This is a genomic window from Gluconacetobacter aggeris (assembly GCF_014174395.1).
Lineage (GTDB): Bacteria > Pseudomonadota > Alphaproteobacteria > Acetobacterales > Acetobacteraceae > Gluconacetobacter > Gluconacetobacter aggeris.
In genome coordinates, this window is record NZ_JABEQD010000005.1 from 123,929 (window position 1) to 141,717 (window position 17,789).

At 65.6% G+C, this 17,789-nt stretch carries 14 protein-coding genes; 10 read left to right on the forward strand and 4 right to left on the reverse strand.

Features of this window, described 5'->3' with window-relative positions; genetic code table 11:
* The 5 genes from HLH36_RS09470 (at position 1) to serS (ending at position 4,399) form a co-directional block, all read left to right on the forward strand.
* On the forward strand, positions 1-858 hold the full coding sequence (locus tag HLH36_RS09470) for a segregation and condensation protein A (protein WP_182986263.1): 858 nt from the start codon (positions 1-3) through the stop codon (positions 856-858).
* Positions 855-1,589, forward strand: coding sequence for an SMC-Scp complex subunit ScpB (scpB, locus tag HLH36_RS09475; protein ID WP_182986147.1), 735 nt, complete (start codon positions 855-857; stop codon positions 1,587-1,589). The genes HLH36_RS09470 and scpB overlap by 4 nt, the downstream gene beginning before the upstream one ends.
* 104 nt (positions 1,590-1,693) lie before the next feature.
* Entirely contained in the window at positions 1,694-2,293 is a 600-nt protein-coding gene (gene tatB, locus HLH36_RS09480) for a Sec-independent protein translocase protein TatB (protein ID WP_182986148.1), read from the forward strand.
* On the forward strand, positions 2,293-3,132 hold the full coding sequence (tatC, locus tag HLH36_RS09485) for a twin-arginine translocase subunit TatC (protein WP_182986149.1): 840 nt from the start codon (positions 2,293-2,295) through the stop codon (positions 3,130-3,132). Before tatB ends, tatC begins: the two co-directional genes overlap by 1 nt.
* Positions 3,125-4,399, forward strand: a complete 1,275-nt coding sequence (gene serS, locus HLH36_RS09490) for a serine--tRNA ligase (protein WP_182986150.1) — start codon at positions 3,125-3,127, stop codon at positions 4,397-4,399. Before tatC ends, serS begins: the two co-directional genes overlap by 8 nt.
* A gap of 35 nt (positions 4,400-4,434) precedes the next feature.
* Here serS and HLH36_RS09495 read toward each other — a convergent pair whose 3' ends face one another.
* On the reverse strand, positions 4,435-6,855 hold the full coding sequence (locus HLH36_RS09495; RefSeq protein WP_182986151.1) for a helicase-related protein: 2,421 nt from the start codon (positions 6,853-6,855) through the stop codon (positions 4,435-4,437).
* Between the two features lie 200 nt (positions 6,856-7,055).
* Between HLH36_RS09495 and HLH36_RS09500 the strand changes: the two genes are divergently transcribed.
* The 4 genes from HLH36_RS09500 to HLH36_RS09515 all read left to right on the forward strand — a co-directional run bounded on the left by HLH36_RS09500 (position 7,056) and on the right by HLH36_RS09515 (position 11,945).
* Positions 7,056-7,946, forward strand: a complete 891-nt coding sequence (locus tag HLH36_RS09500; RefSeq protein WP_182986152.1) for a ferredoxin--NADP reductase — start codon at positions 7,056-7,058, stop codon at positions 7,944-7,946.
* Between the two features lie 12 nt (positions 7,947-7,958).
* Complete coding sequence (gene gorA, locus HLH36_RS09505) at positions 7,959-9,356, forward strand: glutathione-disulfide reductase (RefSeq protein ID WP_182986153.1); 1,398 nt, start codon at positions 7,959-7,961, stop codon at positions 9,354-9,356.
* Between the two features lie 332 nt (positions 9,357-9,688).
* On the forward strand, positions 9,689-10,921 hold the full coding sequence (locus HLH36_RS09510) for a flavin-containing monooxygenase (RefSeq protein WP_182986154.1): 1,233 nt from the start codon (positions 9,689-9,691) through the stop codon (positions 10,919-10,921).
* 67 nt (positions 10,922-10,988) lie between these two features.
* A complete protein-coding gene (locus HLH36_RS09515) occupies positions 10,989-11,945 on the forward strand; it encodes a LysR family transcriptional regulator (protein WP_246376656.1) in 957 nt (318 codons plus the stop codon).
* On the opposite strand, the gene argE is transcribed toward HLH36_RS09515, so the two are convergent.
* The 3 genes from argE to HLH36_RS09530 are packed head-to-tail and all read right to left on the reverse strand — an operon-like array spanning position 11,909 to position 14,905.
* Positions 11,909-13,087: an acetylornithine deacetylase gene (gene argE, locus HLH36_RS09520; RefSeq protein WP_182986155.1), complete on the reverse strand. Its 1,179-nt coding sequence runs from the start codon at positions 13,085-13,087 to the stop codon at positions 11,909-11,911. The genes HLH36_RS09515 and argE overlap by 37 nt on opposite strands.
* On the reverse strand, positions 13,084-14,448 hold the full coding sequence (locus HLH36_RS09525; RefSeq protein WP_182986156.1) for a purine-cytosine permease family protein: 1,365 nt from the start codon (positions 14,446-14,448) through the stop codon (positions 13,084-13,086). The genes argE and HLH36_RS09525 overlap by 4 nt, the downstream gene beginning before the upstream one ends.
* A 49-nt stretch (positions 14,449-14,497) precedes the next feature.
* Positions 14,498-14,905 (reverse strand): RidA family protein, encoded by a 408-nt coding sequence (locus tag HLH36_RS09530; protein WP_182986265.1) that lies wholly within the window; start codon positions 14,903-14,905, stop codon positions 14,498-14,500.
* A gap of 651 nt (positions 14,906-15,556) precedes the next feature.
* Between HLH36_RS09530 and HLH36_RS09535 the strand changes: the two genes are divergently transcribed.
* Positions 15,557-17,761: a TonB-dependent receptor gene (locus HLH36_RS09535; RefSeq protein WP_246376658.1), complete on the forward strand. Its 2,205-nt coding sequence runs from the start codon at positions 15,557-15,559 to the stop codon at positions 17,759-17,761.
* Positions 17,762-17,789: the final 28 nt, after the last annotated feature.

Sequence of the window (17,789 nt, forward strand, 5' to 3'; positions counted from 1 at the left end):
ATGCCGGGGGAAGGGCAGGAGGGTGGCCTGCCCGATGGGCTGACCGCACCCATGCTGCATCTGGACGGGTTCGAGGGGCCGCTGGACCTGCTGCTGGAGCTAGCCCGGGCGCAGAAGGTCGATCTGGCACGGATTTCGATCCTGCAACTGGTCGAGCAATATCTGGCGATCGTCGAATCCGCCCGCCGCATCCGCCTGGAACTGGCGGCCGACTGGCTGGTGATGGCCGCGTGGCTGGCCTGGCTGAAGTCGCGCCTGCTGCTGCCGGCCGAGGACGGCGAGGATGTGGACGCCGAGGAGGCGGCCGAACTGCTCCAGGCGCGGCTGGTCGAACTGGCGCGGATCGGGCAGGCGGCGGCGTGGCTGGGCGCACGCCCGCAACTGGGCCGCGACGTGTTCGCCCGTGGCGAGCGCGAGGACCTGACGGAAATCGATCGCTCGGGACTGGCGCTGGATCTGTCGCAATTGATGGGCGCCTATATGGCGGCCATGCGGCGGGGGGGGCGCAAGCGCGTCTACCAGCCCCGGCGGATGCATTTCTGGACGGTGCAGGATGCGCTGGCCCGCCTGCACCGGCTGCTGGGGGCGGACAGCATTCCCGGCGGAGGGGAGTGGTGCGAGCTTGGTGCCTTCCTGCCCGAGGGCGGGCCGGCCATGGAGGGCGAGGATGCGGAAGAGCGCATCCAGCAGCGCCGGGCGGCCATGGCCGGCACGCTGATCGCCGGGTTGGAGCTGGCGCGCAACGGGACGATCGAACTGCGTCAGGACGAACAATTCGGCCGGATCATGCTGCGCCCCCATGTGGGGGGCGAAGCAGCCAACGATCCGGACATGGACAGGATGGACGCGGCGGAATGACCGACGACAGCCAGCAGATTCCGGTTCCGGCCGAGCCGGGTTCCGGTGACGAATCGCATGCCGCGATTGCGGGAACGCATGAGGAGGCGGGCGCGGGGGGCGTGGAACTGGCGGTCCGGCTGGTGGAGGCGATGATCTTCGCCAGCCCCGACCCGGTATCGGAACGCGCGATCGCCGACCTGCTGGAGGCGCAGGGGCTGGTGCCGTCCGAGGCGGAGGATCTGGCCGCCTATGTGCGCGGGGTGATCGACGGGGTGGTGACGCGATATGCCGGGCGGGGGGTGGCGCCCGTCCTGGTGGCGGGCGGATGGCAGTTCAGGACGGCGGCCGATCTGGCGCCGCGCCTGACCCGGGTGTTGCAGCGGCCCCGGCGGCTGCCCCGGGCCACGCTGGAGAGCCTGGCGATCATTGCCTATCACCAGCCCTGCACCCGTGCGGAAATCGAGGAAATTCGCGGCGTGTCGCTGAGCCAGCAGGTGCTGGACAATTTGCTGGAGGCGTCGCTGATCGTGCCGCGTGGCCGCAAGGAGGTTCCGGGGCGGCCGATCCTGTGGGGCACGTCGGCCGATTTCCTGCGCCATTTCGGCCTGCGCGACCTGCGCGACCTGCCGCGCCGCGAGGAGCTGCTGGTGGATGTGCCGGACAATCCGGCGCTGCGGGCCGCCGCGCCGGATGAGGCCAAGACGGATGGGGCGAAGGCGGAAGCGGTTTCCGGCCCGCCGGGGGCGTGATAGGTGTCCATCCTTTCCACCTATGTCGGCGTGTGCCGGCGTACGGTTCGCGTCATGCCACGTCTGGGTCCGTTTAATGTCCAAGTCTGAGCCAGGAATCGGTCATGTTTGATTTCGCATGGTCCGAGATGGCGCTGATCGGTGTCGTCGCCCTGCTGCTGATCGGCCCCAAGGACATGCCGGTGGCGATCCGCACCATCACCGGCCTGATCAAGAAGGCCCGCAAGATGGCCTCGGAATTCCAGACCCATGTCGACGAGATGGTGCGCGAGGCGGACCTGACCGAGGCGCGGGACGCGCTGGGTGGCATAAGGCGCTTCAATGTCCGCAACCAGATCATGCGGGCGATCGACGATGACGGCGTGCTTCAGCGCACCTTCAACGAATCGCCGCTGGATGCGCGGCCTTCCGCGCCGCTGGTCCAGCCCCCGGCCGCGACGCCCGGTTTCGATCCGGACGGGCAGCATCGCTATGGCTACGTGCCGCCGGCGCAGCCCTATGAGGACGCCACGTTTCCGCCGGTCGCGGATGCCGGTCCGGCGCCGGCGCTGCTGCCGCCTTCCGTCGCGCGGCGGCTGGCCGCCGACCGGGCGCGGCTGCATCCGCCTGCCTTCCTGCCGCCGGTGCGGGTGATCCATGGGGCGCGACGGGTGCCCGTGGACGGGCCGGCGGTGCCGCCCGCGCCTGCGGGAGGGCCGACATAATGGACCAAGCCAAGCCGGGAGAGACGATCCTGAACGACGATCCGGGCCATGACGATCCGATCCACGACCAGCCGATGCCGCTGCTGGAGCATCTGGTCGAACTGCGCCGCCGCCTGATCTGGTCGGCGGTGGCGTTCGGCCTGTGCTTCCTGCTGTGCTACCATTTCTCGGCGCGGATCTACCTGTTTCTCGCCCAGCCGCTGGGCGACGTGATGCGCGCGCAGGGCGAGCAGCCGCACCTGATCTATACGGCGCTGTACGAGGCATTCTTCACCTACATCAAGGTGGCGATCTTCGGGGCGGCGTTCCTGTCTTTTCCGATGGTGGCCATGCAGGCCTGGATGTTCGTGGCGCCGGGCCTGTATCGCAGCGAGAAGCGGGCCTTCCTGCCGTTTCTGGTCGCGACCCCGATCATGTTCGTGATGGGGGCGGCGCTGGCCTATTATTTCGTCTTTCCCTTTGCCTGGAAGTTCTTCCTTTCGTTCCAGACCGCCGACGGGCAGGACGGGTTGCAGATCCAGCTCCAGGCCAAGGTGTCGGAATATCTGGCGCTGGTCATGAAGCTGATCATGGCCTTCGGCGTGGCGTTCGAGCTGCCGGTGGCGCTGACGCTGCTGGCGCGGGTGGGGATCGTGACCGCCGCCACGCTGAAGCGCTTCCGGCGCTATGCCTATGTCGGTGCCTTCGTGATCGCGGCGATCCTGACGCCGCCGGACATCATCACCCAGACCGGTCTGGCGGTGCCGCTGATCGGGTTGTACGAAATTTCCATCCTCTGCGCGCGTCTGGTCCAGCCCAAGCGCCCCGAGGAACTGGACCAGGAGAATATTCATGCATGATCTTCGCGCGCTTCGCGCCGATCCGGAGGCCTTCGACGTCGCCCTGACGCGCCGGGGGGATGCCCCCGTCGCCGCGCATGTCGTGCGGCTGGACGAGGATCGGCGCGCCGCCGTGACGGCGTTGCAGGACCGTCAGGCCCGGCGCAAGAGCCTGTCGAAGGAGATCGGGACCCTGCGCCGCACGGGTGCCAATAGCGCGGCGCTGGAGGAAGAGGCTGTCGCGCTGCGCGCGGAGATCGAGCAGCTTGAGGCGGTGGTCCGGGACCGGGATGCGGAAATCCGCGACCTGCTGGTGACGCTGCCCAACCGGCTGGATGAGGCCGTGCCCGACGGTGCGGACGAGGCCGCGAACGTGGTGGTGCATCAGGTGGGCGAGCGGCCGAATTTCGCCTTTGCCCCGCGCGAGCATTTCGCGCTGGGCGAGGCGCTGGGCCAGATGGATTTCGAGACCGCGTCCAAGCTGTCGGGCGCGCGCTTCGTGGTGCTGCGCGGGGCGCTGGCGCGGATGGAGCGGGCGCTGGGGCAGTTCATGCTCGACCTGCATGCGCAGGAGCATGGCTATACCGAGACGGCGGTCCCGGTGCTGGTCAATGAGGCCGCGATGTTCGGCACCGACAAGCTGCCGAAATTCGCCGACCAGTCCTTTCGCACCGAGGATGGGCGCTGGCTGGTGCCGACGGCCGAAGTGCCGCTGACCGCCAGCGTGGCGGGGGATATTCTGCCGGCTTCCGCGTTGCCGCGCCGGATGGTGGCGCTGTCTTCCTGTTTTCGCAGCGAGGCCGGGGCTTCGGGGCGCGATACGCGGGGCATGCTGCGCCAGCATCAGTTCCAGAAGGTCGAGATGGTGTCGGTCACGCGGCCGGAAGACAGCGATGCGGAACTGGAGCGCATGACGCGCTGCGCCGAGACGGTGCTGGAGCGGCTGGGCATTCCCTATCGCCGCATGCTGCTGTGCGCCGGGGATACCGGCTTTGGGGCGGCGAAGACGTTCGACCTGGAAGCGTGGCTGCCCGGGCAGGATGCATGGCGGGAGATTTCCTCCTGCTCCACCACGCGCGATTTCCAGGCGCGGCGGATGAATGCGCGCTTCCGCCCCGCCGAGGGCGAGGCACCGGAATTCGTCCACACGCTCAACGGGTCGGGCCTTGCGGTCGGGCGGACGCTGATCGCGGTGATGGAGAATTACCAGAACGAGGACGGCAGCATCACGGTGCCGGAGGTGCTGCGTCCCTATATGGGCGGGCTGGCGGTCATCACCGCCGCGTAACCCGTTTGCCCCCGGACGCGTGCGTCCGGGGGGGGTCAGGCGCGGGCAGCCGATCGGGGCCTGCGCCCATTGCCGCCTGGGCCCTTGCCCGGCTTGTAGGGGCCGGAGCGCTTGTGTGCCGGCTGTTCGGCATTGTCCGCGCGGGCGCGGCTGCTCTGCTGGCGCAGCACGTCTTCGATCCAGTCGTTCAGGCGGGCGGTGGCGTCCTCGGCGTCCTCGCTCGCGCGGTAGGCGTCGGGGAAGCGGAGGGCCAGCCAGCGCCAGGCGACCAGACGCTTGTGGCGTTTTTCCGCGCGTTCCAGTTCGATGCGGTCGGCGCGCTCGGCAGGGGGCAGGCGGCCGGTGCCGGGGGGGATGACCGGACGGCCGGCGGCGTGGTCGGCGGCCCACTGGACCAGGCGCTGGATGCCGTTGTCGCGGTCGTCCACCGGGCACATCGCATAGACCCAGCGCTGGGCCAGCGTGAGGCCGGTGACGCCTTCCAGCGCGGTGGCGATGGCGAAGGCCTGTTCCATGTTGGCCAGGCGGTAGTTCGGGTCGTCATGGCGCAGCACGGCGCGGCGGATGCGCGACAGCACGCCGAACAGGCTTTCCGACCCGATTTCGGCCGCCACCGCCTGGATGATGTCGGCGTCGGGCTGGACCTGCGGGCGCAGGTCGGTGGGGTCGGCGGGCGGGGCGGCCAGCATGGCGCGCACGAAGCTGACGCTGCCCGCGCCGGCCAGGACCGCCACCACGCCCTGTTCGTGCTTGCCGTAGCGGCCGGCGCGGCCGCCGATCTGCTTGACCTCCTGCGCGTTCAGGTCGCGGGTCTGGGTACCGTCGAACTTGCGTAGCGCGGTGAAGATCACGCGCCGGATCGTCAGGTTCAGGCCCATGCCGATGGCGTCGGTCGCGATCAGGATATCGGCCGCGCCGTCGTTGAAGCGCTGGGCTTCGGCGCGGCGGACTTCGGGGCTGAGGGCGCCGTAGACCACGGCGACCTTGCGGCCGCGTGCCAGCAGCAACGCACGCAGGTCCAGCACCTCGCGCCGGGAGAAGGCGATCAAGGCGTCGTGGGGTTTCAGGTCCTTGATCTGGACGGCTTCGCTGGCGGTGACCAGCGGACCCTTGCGTTCCAGTCGTACCTCGTCCAGCGGGTCGCCGCACAGTTCGGCGATGCGGCGGACCATCGGCACGCAGTCCGGGGCGCCCAGCACATAGAGATGTCGCGCCGGGGCGCCCATGATCGCCGCCGTCCAGGCCGCGCCGCGATCGGGGTCGGACAGCATCTGGGCCTCGTCGATGATCGCGACATCGACGGGGTTGTGCAGCGGGCACATCTCGACCGTGGCGGCCAGGTGGCGGCTGCCCGGGACGTCGATCCGCTCTTCGCCCGTGGCCAGGGATGTGGGCACGCCGCGCGCCGTCAGGGCTTCGCGGAATTCGTGGGCCAGCAGGCGCAGCGGTGCCAGGGCCATGCCGCTTTCGGCGCGGGCCAGGGCTTCCAGCGCGGTGTGGGACTTGCCGCTGTTGGTGGGGCCGGTGACCAGCGTGATGCGGCGTTTCAAGGCCCGTGCGGTCTTGAAATGCGCGGCATAGCGATCAAGTGCCGCGACGCGGGCGATGACGGCGTTGCCGACCTTGCGGGTGCCGGCGTCCGGGACCAGGGCAGGGCCGGCGGGGGCGCCGCCGCGCCATTCCGGCAGGTGCTTGCGCAGGGCCACCAGTTCCCTGGGGTCGAATTCCCAGTGTTCGGTGCCATCCGGCTGCGGCACGCGGCGGGCGACGGGCAGGCGGTTCTCGGCGATCCAGCGCAGGGCTTCCTTGCCCGAGCAACGCAGCAGGCGCGGAACCTCGGAGAAGCCGACCAGGCTGGTTTCCCACTCCTGCAGCCGGCGTTCTTCCTCGGTGCGGCGGGTACGGGCGGCCTGTTCGATCGCCTCCTGTTCCTGCCGCCTGATGTCGGCGTCGCGCCGCATGCCTTCGACGAAGCCCGATCGCGGGTCCAGGGCGAAGGCTTCGGCCACCGCGCGCGACAGGGTTTCGGTCTCGGCGGGGGTCAGGACGCGGCCGGTGCCGTCGAACAGGTCGGCGCGGACGGTTTCCACCGCCGCCTCGGGCGTGGGGGCGCTGGCGCGCAGGCGCGCGCGGACGACGACGCCGAGCGCGTCGAGCAACTGGGCGTCGGTGGGTTCGGGCTCGTCGATGGTCGCGGCGGCGGCCTCGGTATCCGCACGGGTCACCCAGACCTGACCCGCGCGGCGGGTGAGGTCCATCAGGCGCGAGCCCCATGGCTTGCGGCGGACGGTGCAGAGGGCCGCGCGGAAGGTGGCGTCGTCGACGCGGTCCTGGCCCGGGACGAGGGCGCGGGCGACCGTGCGTTCCAGCTTGGGCAGTTCGCGGGTTTCGACCGTCAGGCCGGTTTCGGCGATGGCGGCGGCGACGGCGGTGGCGGCGGGAGAGTTGGATGTCATACCCGGTTTGTGCGCCATCGCGCGTCAAGTCTCAACGGTCGTGCGTGGGCAGGCCTGCCGCTGCCTCAACCCTCCGATCGCGGTTTTGTGCTGGCATCGGGGGCGTTGGGTGCTTAAACATCACTCCCTTCTGCACGAACGGGCCCCTGCCGCGGTTCGTGGCGTAGTGAATCCCTGTGATGACGGAGAGTTCTGATCTCATGTCCGAGACGTTGACCATGCCTGTTGGGACCATGCCTGCCGGGACCGTGCCGAGCGGTCTGGAACCCGTTCCGGGTGAGGCGGGCGTGTATCATCTGGCCGAGCCGACCAAGACCTATGGCCACCTGAACGCCGAGACGGTGCTGACCGTTCATCACTGGACCGACCGCCTGTTCAGCTTCACCACCACCCGCGATGCGGCGCTGCGGTTCGAGAACGGACAGTTCGCGATGATCGGCATCGAGGTCGAGGGCAAGCCGCTGCTGCGTGCCTATTCGATCGCCAGCGCAAATTACGAGGAACAGCTCGAATTCCTGTCCATCGCCGTGCCGGACGGGCCGCTGACCTCGCGCCTGCGGCACGTCAAGCCGGGTGACAAGGTGCTGATCGGCCGCAAGCCCACGGGCACGCTGCTGCTGGACAATCTGCGCCCCGGCCGCAACCTGTATTTCCTGTCCACCGGTACCGGGCTGGCGCCGTTCATGAGCCTGATCAAGGACCCGGCGGTCTATGAGCGGTTCGACAAGGTGATCCTGAGCCATACGGTGCGGATCTCGGGCGAGCTGGCCTATGCCAACCATATCCGCCACGAGCTGCCGCAGCATGAATTCCTGGGCGAGGACGTGTCGGGCAAGCTGCTGTACTATCCGGCGGTGACGCGCGAGGCGTTCGCCGTGACCGACCGCATCACCAAGCTGATCGAGTCCGGCAAGATCTTTACCGATCTGAACATTCCGGAGCTGGACCCGGAACATGACCGCGTGATGATCTGCGGTTCGCCCGAGATGCTGGCCGATACCGAGGCGCTGCTGGAAGCCCGTGGCTTCGACGAGGGCAACAATTCCAATCCCGGCGCCTATGTGGTCGAAAAGGCGTTCGCCGAACGCTGAGCGGAAACCGACATGACGTATGATTTCGACCTGTTCGTCATCGGTGCGGGGTCGGGTGGTGTGCGCTGTGCGCGCATTGCCGCCTCGCACGGTGCCCGCGTTGCCGTCGCCGAGAACCGGCATTGGGGCGGCACCTGCGTCAATCTGGGATGTGTGCCCAAGAAGCTGATGGTCCAGGCCGCCGAATATGGCGACCTGGCCCGTGACAGCCACGGGTTCGGCTGGGATTTCGCCCCCGGTCATCATGACTGGGCGGCCCTGATCGCCGCCAAGGACCATGAGATCGCGCGCCTGAACGGCATCTATGTCTCGATGCTGGAAAAGTCCGGGGTGACGCTGTTGACCGGCACTGCCCGGTTCGAGGATGCGCATACGATCGTGATCGGTCCGGGCGAGCTGGCGCCGGAGGCACCGGTGCGACGCGTGACGGCGGCGCGGATCGTGATCGCGACCGGAACGCGGCCCGATCTGCCCGATATTCCGGGGATCGCGCATGCGATCTCCTCGGACCAGGCGTTTCATCTCGAGACGCGGCCGAAGCGGGTCTGCATGATCGGCGGCGGTTATATCGGGGTGGAGTTCGCCGGCATCTTCCAGGGGCTGGGGTCGGAGGTCGATCTGGTCTATCGGCAGCATCTGCCGTTGCGCGGGTTCGACCATGATCTGCGCACGTCCCTGCATGAGGCCATTGCGGGCAGGGGCATCCGGCAGCATGCGGGGCGGTCGCCGGTTTCGATCCGGGCCCGTGGCGACGGCTATATGGTCGTGCTCGATGATGGTGCGGAGATCGAGACCGATTGCGTGTTCTTCGCCACCGGGCGCAACCCGAATGTGGGCGCGCTGGGCCTGAACCATGCGGGCGTGTCGGTGACGGCAGGGGGGCGGATTGTCGTCGATGCCGTGGGCGAGACGAATGTGCCCGGCATCTTCGCCATTGGTGACGTGACGAACCGGCTGAACCTGACGCCGGTGGCCATCGCCGAGGGCCACAGCCTGGCCGACCGTCTGTTTGGCCACGGGCATCCGCGCGAATGGTCGCTGGAGACGACGCCCAAGGCGGTGTTCTTCTCGCCCCCGCTGGCGAGTGTGGGCCTGACCGAGGATGAGGCGGCGCGGGACGGCACGGTCGATATCTATCTGGCGCGCTTCACGCCGATGCGCCACACGCTCAGCGGCCGGACGCGCAAAACGGTGATGAAGCTGGTGGTCGATCAGGCGAGCCAGAAAATCGTCGGTGCGCATATGCTGGGCGACGACGCACCGGAGATGATGCAGGGGCTCGCCATCGCCGTGACGGCGGGACTGACCAAGCAGGATTTCGACCGCACAGTCGGCATCCATCCGACCTCGGCCGAAGAATTCGTGACCATGCGGGCCCGTACCCGCGTGACGGTACGCACCGCGGACTGACGCCACGTGCTGCCCTGGCAGGCATCCGGTTTTTCGCCAGCCAGGGCGGCAATCAATGTTGCCGCACGCGAACGCTTGCGAAGCGTTCCGGCGTCAGCGTGAATGTTACGACCTTTCCCGAAGATCCCCCCGTGCTCCGCAGTCATGCGCGTGAGCGGCGCCGATGCCGGCTGCCTATGGCAAAGCAATGCGCATTCGAATTTCCCATAGGAAAAACCTAATCAGAAGAAAATATTATTATTATTTCTGATGTTGAATATTTTTATTATGAAATGGAAGAGGACATCACGGTGTCATAACAAAATCCGTAAAATCCGACAGCGAGGTACACTATGACGGTTGAGAAGGTCGATACGCTTGTCATCGGGGGCGGGCAGGCCGGCCTGGCCATGAGCGAGCATCTGGGCCGCCGGGGCATGTCGCACCTCGTCGTCGAACGGAGCCGGATTGCGGAACGCTGGCGTTCGGAGCGCTGGGATTCCCTCGTTGCCAACGGCCCCGCGTGGCACGACAGATTTCCCAACATGACGTTTCCCCATACCGATGGGGACGGTTTTGCGCCGCGCGACCAGATCGTCGAATATTTCGAAGCCTATGCCGGACAGATCAAGGCGCCGATCCGCTGCGGGGTCGAGGTGCTTGCGCTGCGCAAGGCGGATGACGGGCAGGGGTTCCGGGCCGAAACGTCGCGGGGCGTGATCGACGCGACCAATGTCGTCGTGGCGACCGGTCCGTTCCAGAAACCTGCCGTTCCGCCCATCATCCCGGAAGATGCCGGAGTGATGCAGATCCATTCGAAGGATTATAGGAATCCCTCCCAATTGCCCGAGGGTGGCGTGCTGGTGATCGGTGCGGGATCTTCCGGCGCGCAGATCGCCGACGAATTGCGGCGCGCCGGCCGTCCGGTCTGGCTGTCGGTCGGCCCGCACGATCGGCCGCCGCGCCGTTATCGCGGCCGCGACTTCGTGTGGTGGCTGGGCGTGCTGGGCATGTGGAACACCGAAGTGCGTGATCCGGCGACGGCGCATGTCACGATCGCGGTCAGTGGTGCGCGTGGCGGGCATACCGTCGATTTTCGCGACCTTGCGGCGTCCGGGATTACCCTGCTGGGCATGTGTGCGTCGTTCCGCAACGGCGTCATGGACATCATGCCCGATCTGGCCAGGAACATCGCCGAGGGCGATGCGAATTACCTGTCGATGCTGGATGCGGCGGATGCCTATTGCCTGAGCGAGGGATTGGATCTGCCGGAGGAGCCGGAAGCGCGCAGGATCGGCCCCGATCCCGCCTGCGTCACCGACCCGGTCCCGCAACTCGACCTGACCGCTTCCGGCATCACCTCGGTCGTCTGGGCAACCGGCTACGCGCTCGATTTCGGGTGGATCAAGTCGGACATTTTCGATGAGCGCGGGGCTCCGCGCCACCGGCGCGGCGTTTCGGAAGAGGAGGGGCTCTATTTCCTCGGCCTTGCGTGGCTGTCGCGCAGGGCGTCTCCCTTCATCTGGGGCGTGTGGCACGATGCGGACTATCTGGCCGGGCAGATAGAGGCCCGGAACGGAGGCTGACTGTCGCTGGGGTATCCAAGCGGGCTTTCCGCTTGATCATTGCCTGGCGATATGATGCACATGGCGGATGCGGGACGGAATGTGGGGCGCGACGCGCTATACGCTGCGGCAATTGGAATATTTCATCGCCGCGGGTGATCTGGGGTCGATCACCCGCGCGTCGGAACGGCTTTCCATCTCGCAGCCATCGATTTCGACCGCGATCAGCCATCTGGAACAGGAGTTGGGCGTTCAGCTCTTCGTTCGCCACCATGCCCAGGGATTGTCGCTGACGCCGGCCGGGCACAGGATTCTGGCCGAAGCCCGGCATGTCATCGAACAGGCCGAAGGGCTGTATGCCGCGGCCTCGGAAGTGTCGGAACAGGTGAGGGGGCAGATTTCCGTCGGGTCGATGGTCACCCTTGCCCCGATGATCATGCCGGAACTGGCGCATCAGTTCACCTCGGCCCATCCGGCGACCGAGATCCGCCAGTTCACGGCGGATCAGGGACAATTGCTGGAAAGGCTGAGGCGGGCGGAAATCGATGTCGCCATCACCTACGACCTGCAGATTCCCGAGGGTATCCTTTTCTCGCCGCTGGCGCGGCTACCGCCCCATGTGCTGGTCAGCGAGACGCATCCGTTCGCGGGGCGGGCATCGGTCAGCCTGGCGGAGCTTGTTGCCGAACCGCTGATCCTGCTCGATCTGCCGCTCAGTTCGGAATATTTTCTGGGCCTGTTCTTCGTCGAGTGCCTGCAACCCAAGATCCATTTGCGCTCGGCGCATCAGGATGTGGTGCGGACCATGGTCGCGAACGGGTATGGCTACACGCTTGCCAATGTGCGGCCGCGTTCGGATCTCGCCCTGGATGGCCGGCGGGTCGTTCGCGTTCCCGTCTCCGGGCAGCATCGGCCGATGGTGATCGGAACTGCGACGCTGGCCAATATTCGTCAGTCCCGGTTGCTGGAGACGTTCGAGGCCCATTGCCGGGCCTGCATCTCGGACGATTACATCCCCGGCATGGACCCGCCGGCGGCCGAATAGCCCGGCCGACACAGCCCGTTCACCAGTTCGGCCAGGAAGCGGTCGCCTTCGGCAAGTTCGGCGCGGGTGACGTATTCGTCCGCCTTATGGGCCCTGCCGATGTCGCCGGGGCCGCAAATGATGCAGGGCAGGCCGAGTTCGTTCCGGAACAGCCCGGCTTCCGTGCCGAAATCGATCACACGCGTGGTGTTGCTGCGCGCGTGACGCAGGCCGAGAGACAGGAATTCGCTTCCGGGGTCATCGGCAAGGCCCGGATAGGCGTTCGTGATGTCGATCTCGATCCGCCCGTGCGATCCGTCACGGGTGAGCCGCTGGCCTGCCTCGTGCAGCCAGGCGATATAGGGCTGGGGCGAAATGCCGGGTAGCAAGCGGATTTCGGCCATGATTTCGCATCGGTCTGGCACGATGTTCAGCGCGGTGCCGCCAGAAATCAAGCCGGTCTGGACCGTCGAGAAGGGGACATCGAAGCGCGGATCATGGGGTTCTGTCGACGCGATGTGCTTCTGGAGGGCCTGCAGCGCGTCGACCATTCCCGCCGCCAGGACGATGGCATTGATCCCGCGCAGCGGATTGGCCGAATGGGCCGCCCGTCCATGGCAGGTGAGGCGCAGTGCCACCTTGCCCTTATGTGCGACGGCGACTTCCATGCCGGTTGGCTCGCCCACCACGCAGCCTTGGGCGCCCATGCCTTCGTGACGCAGGAAATCCAGCAGCGAGCGCACGCCGACGCATCCCAGTTCCTCGTCATGGGAAATGGCCAGATGCAGTGGCCGGGTCAGCGGCTGCGTCGCTGCGCGGGCGGCGGCGGTCAGCATGCAGGCGATGAAGCCCTTCATGTCGCTCGAACCCCGGCCGTATAACCGGCCGTCGCGTTCGGTCAGGGTGAATGGATCGGATGTCCAGGGCTGGCCGGCCACGGGCACCACGTCGGCATGAGCCGACAGCACGATTCCGCCTTCGATGTCCGGCCCCACGGAGGCGAACAGGCTGGAGCGCCCTTCGTCGTAACCCGGCACCCGGTGGATGTGGGCGCCCAGCGCCGCAAGACGCTGCTCGATCCAGTCCATGATCGGCGCGTTCGGGGTTCCGCAGATGCTGGGAAAGGCCACGAGCGACGCCAGAGTGGAAACCGTATCATTCATCGGGCGTGCCCCCGCCGTGCCAGCAGCCAGTAGAGCGGTGCCGTGACCAGCAGGCCGACGATCCACGAGATGTCGGCCCCGTGCAGAATGCGCGCGATGGGGCCGGTGTAGAGATTGCCCGACAGGAAGGGGAACTGCACGAGCAGGCTGAGAAAGAAGCAGCCCATGGCGGCCTTGTTCACCAGGCCGTAGCGGCCCCCGTCGGGGCGGAAAAAGGCGTCGACGTCGTACACGCCGTGGTGGATGAGGTAATAATCGACGAGATTGATCGCCGTCCATGGCACCATGATTGCCATCAGCAGGTCCATGAATTCGAGATAGCTCTGCAGAAAGCCGTCGGCCATGAACAGGGCGGCCCAGACCGCCAGGCCGTACAGCGTCAGCGTGACCGCGATCCGCCATGATGCGCCGAAATGGCGCCGGGGGACGATGGTTTGCAGCACCGACAGCAGAGAGAGCGTGCCGCAATAGACATTCATGGCGACGGGGCCGGCGATGCCCAGGGTGAAGGCGCCGAAAACGGGCCATTTCAGCCAGTCCAGACGCAGGGCCAGCGCCGCGACCGGCGAACTGCCGGCCGTCATTTCCAGCCCGATGCCGAGTCCGACGAGCATCGGCAGCGCGGCGCCGAGGCAGGAACCAGCATAGGTGGCCAGGAAGGCGCTGCGGGCGCCGTGCGCGGTATCGGGCAGATAGCGCGAATAGTCCGAAACATAGGGTGCGAATGCGATCTGCCAGAGTGCGACGATCGAAAACGCGCCCAGAAAGCTGACGAAACCGCCGGAGGGAGCGGGGGGCACCGCCGGAGGACCCGATGGGATGAGCAGAAACGAAAGGCCGCAGAGAGCGAGGGCCACCGCGCCCAGCACGGTGCCGACCTTGCCGGCGAGATGCAGCATGCGATAGCCGGCGATCGCGGGAACGAGGCAGAACAGGGCGATGAGAACCACGGCCACCGCACGCGCCCAGGAGGGGAAGAGCAGGTTCAGTGTCGAACCGCCGAGGACGAGGTTCGAGGCGGTGAAGCCGACATACATCAGGACGACGAGGACGGTGATGAACGCCGCACCCCAGAGGCCGAACTGGCCGCGGGCCTGAACCATCTGCGGTACGCCCAGCACCGGCCCCTGTGCCGCATGCAGCGCCATCAGCAGGCCGCCCGCGATATTGCCCGTCACAACAGCGAGAAGGGCGATCGCGGCGGACAGGTGGAAGACGGTGGACGTCAGCGCGCCGGTCATCACCGTCAGGATCATCAGGTTGCCGCCGAACCAGATGGTGAACAGGTCGCGCGCCGAGCCGTGGCGCCGGTTCCGCGCGATGGGGTAGATAGTTCCCGTTTCGATAAGTTCAGCGGGCATGCCGCGATCATTCCCTCTGGCCGGTGTGTCGTGATGCTGGCGGGGCGATTCAGTCGAGCTGCGCGATGATATCGACTTCGACCAGCCACTCCGGCCGTGCGAGGGCCACGACAACGAGGCCGGTAAAGACCGGGAAAACGCCACGCAGATGCCGGCCGAGCACGCGATAGACGGATTCGCGATGGCGGATATCCGTCAGATAGACGGTCACCTTGCAGATATGGCGCGGTTCGGCCCCGGCTTCGGCCAGCAGAAGCAGGATGTTCCGCGCCACTTGCTCGGCCTGTCCCTCCGGGTCGCCGACGGCGATGTTCTCGCGGGTGTCGAGGTCCTGGGGGACCTGCCCCCGGAGATAGACCATCTTGCCTGCCACGACTGCCTGGCACAGATCGTTGTCGAGATTCTGCTCGGGGTAGGTGTCCTTCGTGTTGAAGGGCCGTATCCGGCGGTGCGTCATGTTCATGGGAAGATCAGCCATATCCAGTTTCATGTCCGAAGCACGATCGTCCGGCCAGCCGGATGCCAGCCTCGGTGGGTTATCCGGAACGATCCTTTTTCGGAATGAAGACAGATACCATCGCGCGTGCCGGGCAAAGAATTAAAAACCGAAGGGGAGCTTCGCGGATTCGGATGCAGCGCGGACGGTGCCGCGCATTGGATCGAAAATTCCGTATCAGTTCCTCCAAATCCAATTATTGCGTGCCGGGTATGATCCGATACGATAACGACATCAGTATCAATATTTCCAGGCTGGCTGGATTAGTATTCAGTTTCCTGTAGATGTATTTTGACATTGTCGCAGAAAATAATTCGCCGGAGTGTAATATCCGTGTCCAGGTCTTCTGATTTTTGTGGCGCAGACATGAAGTGTCGGATCGGTGTTCGCAAGACGATCCGTAGCCGGCGACGGGGTGATCGTCGTGGTCATATCGGTGCCGTCGCTGCGGCCCTGCTCCTGACGTCGGCGCTGACCGGAGTGGCAGCCGCCGCGCCCGTTCCGACCGAACGACCTGCGGCAAAAACGCAGGAAAGGCCGCATGCTGCCGAACGGGTCGCGGCAAGGCATGCCCGGCCGCTTCCGTCCGTCGTAGCGCCGGAGGTGGAGAACATGACCGTTTCCGCCCGCCGTCGCGCCCATGGCACCATGATCACCTTGGGCAGCGCGGACATCCAGCGCGCCGTTGCCGGCACCAATCCGCTGAAGGTACTCGGTGCCCAGCCCGGCATCATGTTCCAGTCCGCCGATCCGCAGGGTGTGGATACGTGGTCGAGCCAGATCTACATGCATGGGTTCATGCAGAACCAGATCAGTACCACGTTGGACGACGTGCCGCTCGGTGAACTCGTCTATCGCAATTACAACGGCCTTAACCCGATCGAGGCGATTTCGTCGGAGAATGTCGGTCGTCTCGACGTCTCGACGGGGGCCGGTGCGGAATCTGTTGCCAGTACCAATAACCTGGGCGGCTCGATCGAATATGTCTCGTCCGATCCGAAGACGAAGGCCGGCGGCCAGGTCAACCAGACCTTCGGCAGCAACAGCATGTTCCATACCTTCGCCCGCGTGGACAGCGGCGCGCTGAACGATACCGGCACGCGTTTCTACGTGTCCTATTCGCGCAATGACATGCATAAATGGAAGGGGGGCGGAAACGACTTCACCCAGCAGGTCAACGCGAAGCTCGTCCAGCCCGTGGGGGCAGACAGCAGCGTGAGCGCGTATTTCGACTGGAGCGACCTGCACGAATATCTCTATCAGGACTATTCGCTGGATATCCTGCATAATGGCGGGTATTTCGTCGATAATTATTACAATGGCCGGTATTCGGGGTATGCGAATGCCTATAACGCGGCGCTTGGAAACTATCCTTCTTCCCTCGACAGGATATCGGACAAGGCCGATGCGGCCTATTATGACGGTGCGTCGAACATCAACGACTATTTCGGCTATCTGAAGGGCGATTTCGCGCTGACCGATCGCCTGCGCTGGAAGACGACAGCCTATGGCCACGGCCAGGACAGCATCCTGACATGGAGCAATCCGTTCTACCCGTCGCCGAATGGTGCGCCGATGTTCGAGCAGGTCAAGCAGCCGAGCATCCAGCGGTTCGGCATTCTGTCGGCGCTGCATTACGACATCGCCCGCAATCATATCGAAACGGGTGTCTGGTACGAAAATAACCGTTTTGTATCGAGCATGTTCGGCTACGAGCAGCCTCTGCCCGGCCAGGGAAGCCCGATCAACTCGGTGGGCGGTTTTGCGAACCTGACGCCGTTCATGCAGCTTTACGGGCAGACGATCAATACCAATACCTTTACCACCTATGCCCAGGATACCTGGAACGTCCTGCCGAACCTGGCCCTGCATTTCGGTTTCAAGTCGCTTCTCAACGTCTCGCGCGCCGGGAATGCCTATTACAACACCGGTTATTATGGAAACGATGCGTCGGTCGGCGGTGTCGGGCTGACGACGTTCCGTGCTTTCCTGCCGCATATCAGCGGGGATTGGCATTTTCTCAAACATCATGAGCTTTATTTCGATATCGCGGAGAACGTGCATGCCTATCCGCAGGCGCAGTTCAAGACGGCAGCGTCGCCTTTCGCCGTGACCCAGTCCGCCTATGACATGGCACGGCCGGGGCTGAAGCCCGAGAGCGACTGGGCCTATGCGGTGGGCTATCGGTACAGCGACAGGCTGATGGATGCGACGATCCATGCCTATCGGGTAAATTTCTTCAACCGGCTACAGATGATTTCGTCGGGTGCGATCATCAACCCGCAGACGATCATCGCCAATGTGGGCGGGATCACGATGAATGGCGTGGATGCCGGCCTGACGCTGCGGCCGCTTCGCGGCCTCTCTTTTACGAACAGCGTCAGCTATAATCACGCGACCTATGACCAGAACATGGAAAGCGGGGGGGTGGTGTACCATACGCGCGGCGTGCAGGTGGTGGCCTATCCGCGTGTGATGTACAAGACGGCGCTGAGCTATCGCTGGCGTGACCTGGAGGCGCATGTCGATGCGGCCTACACCACGCGGCGCAACCTCAGCTATGTCGGTGATGCCAAGGTGCCGGCCTACTGGATCGCGAATTTCGGCATGAATTACCGCCTGACGAATCTGGTGGCCTCGACCGCCGGAGGGCGGTTCCTGAAGGGGCTCGAACTGGGGTTCAACATCTATAACCTGTCCAACGCGCGCTATGTCTCGACGATGGGCGAGAACGGGTTCTCGCTGTCCGGTGATTACCAATCGTTCCTGGTCGGGGCGCCGCGACAGTATTTCGGCTCGATCAAGGCCGAGTTCTGAGGCAGGTCCACCGGACAGGAATTGTACG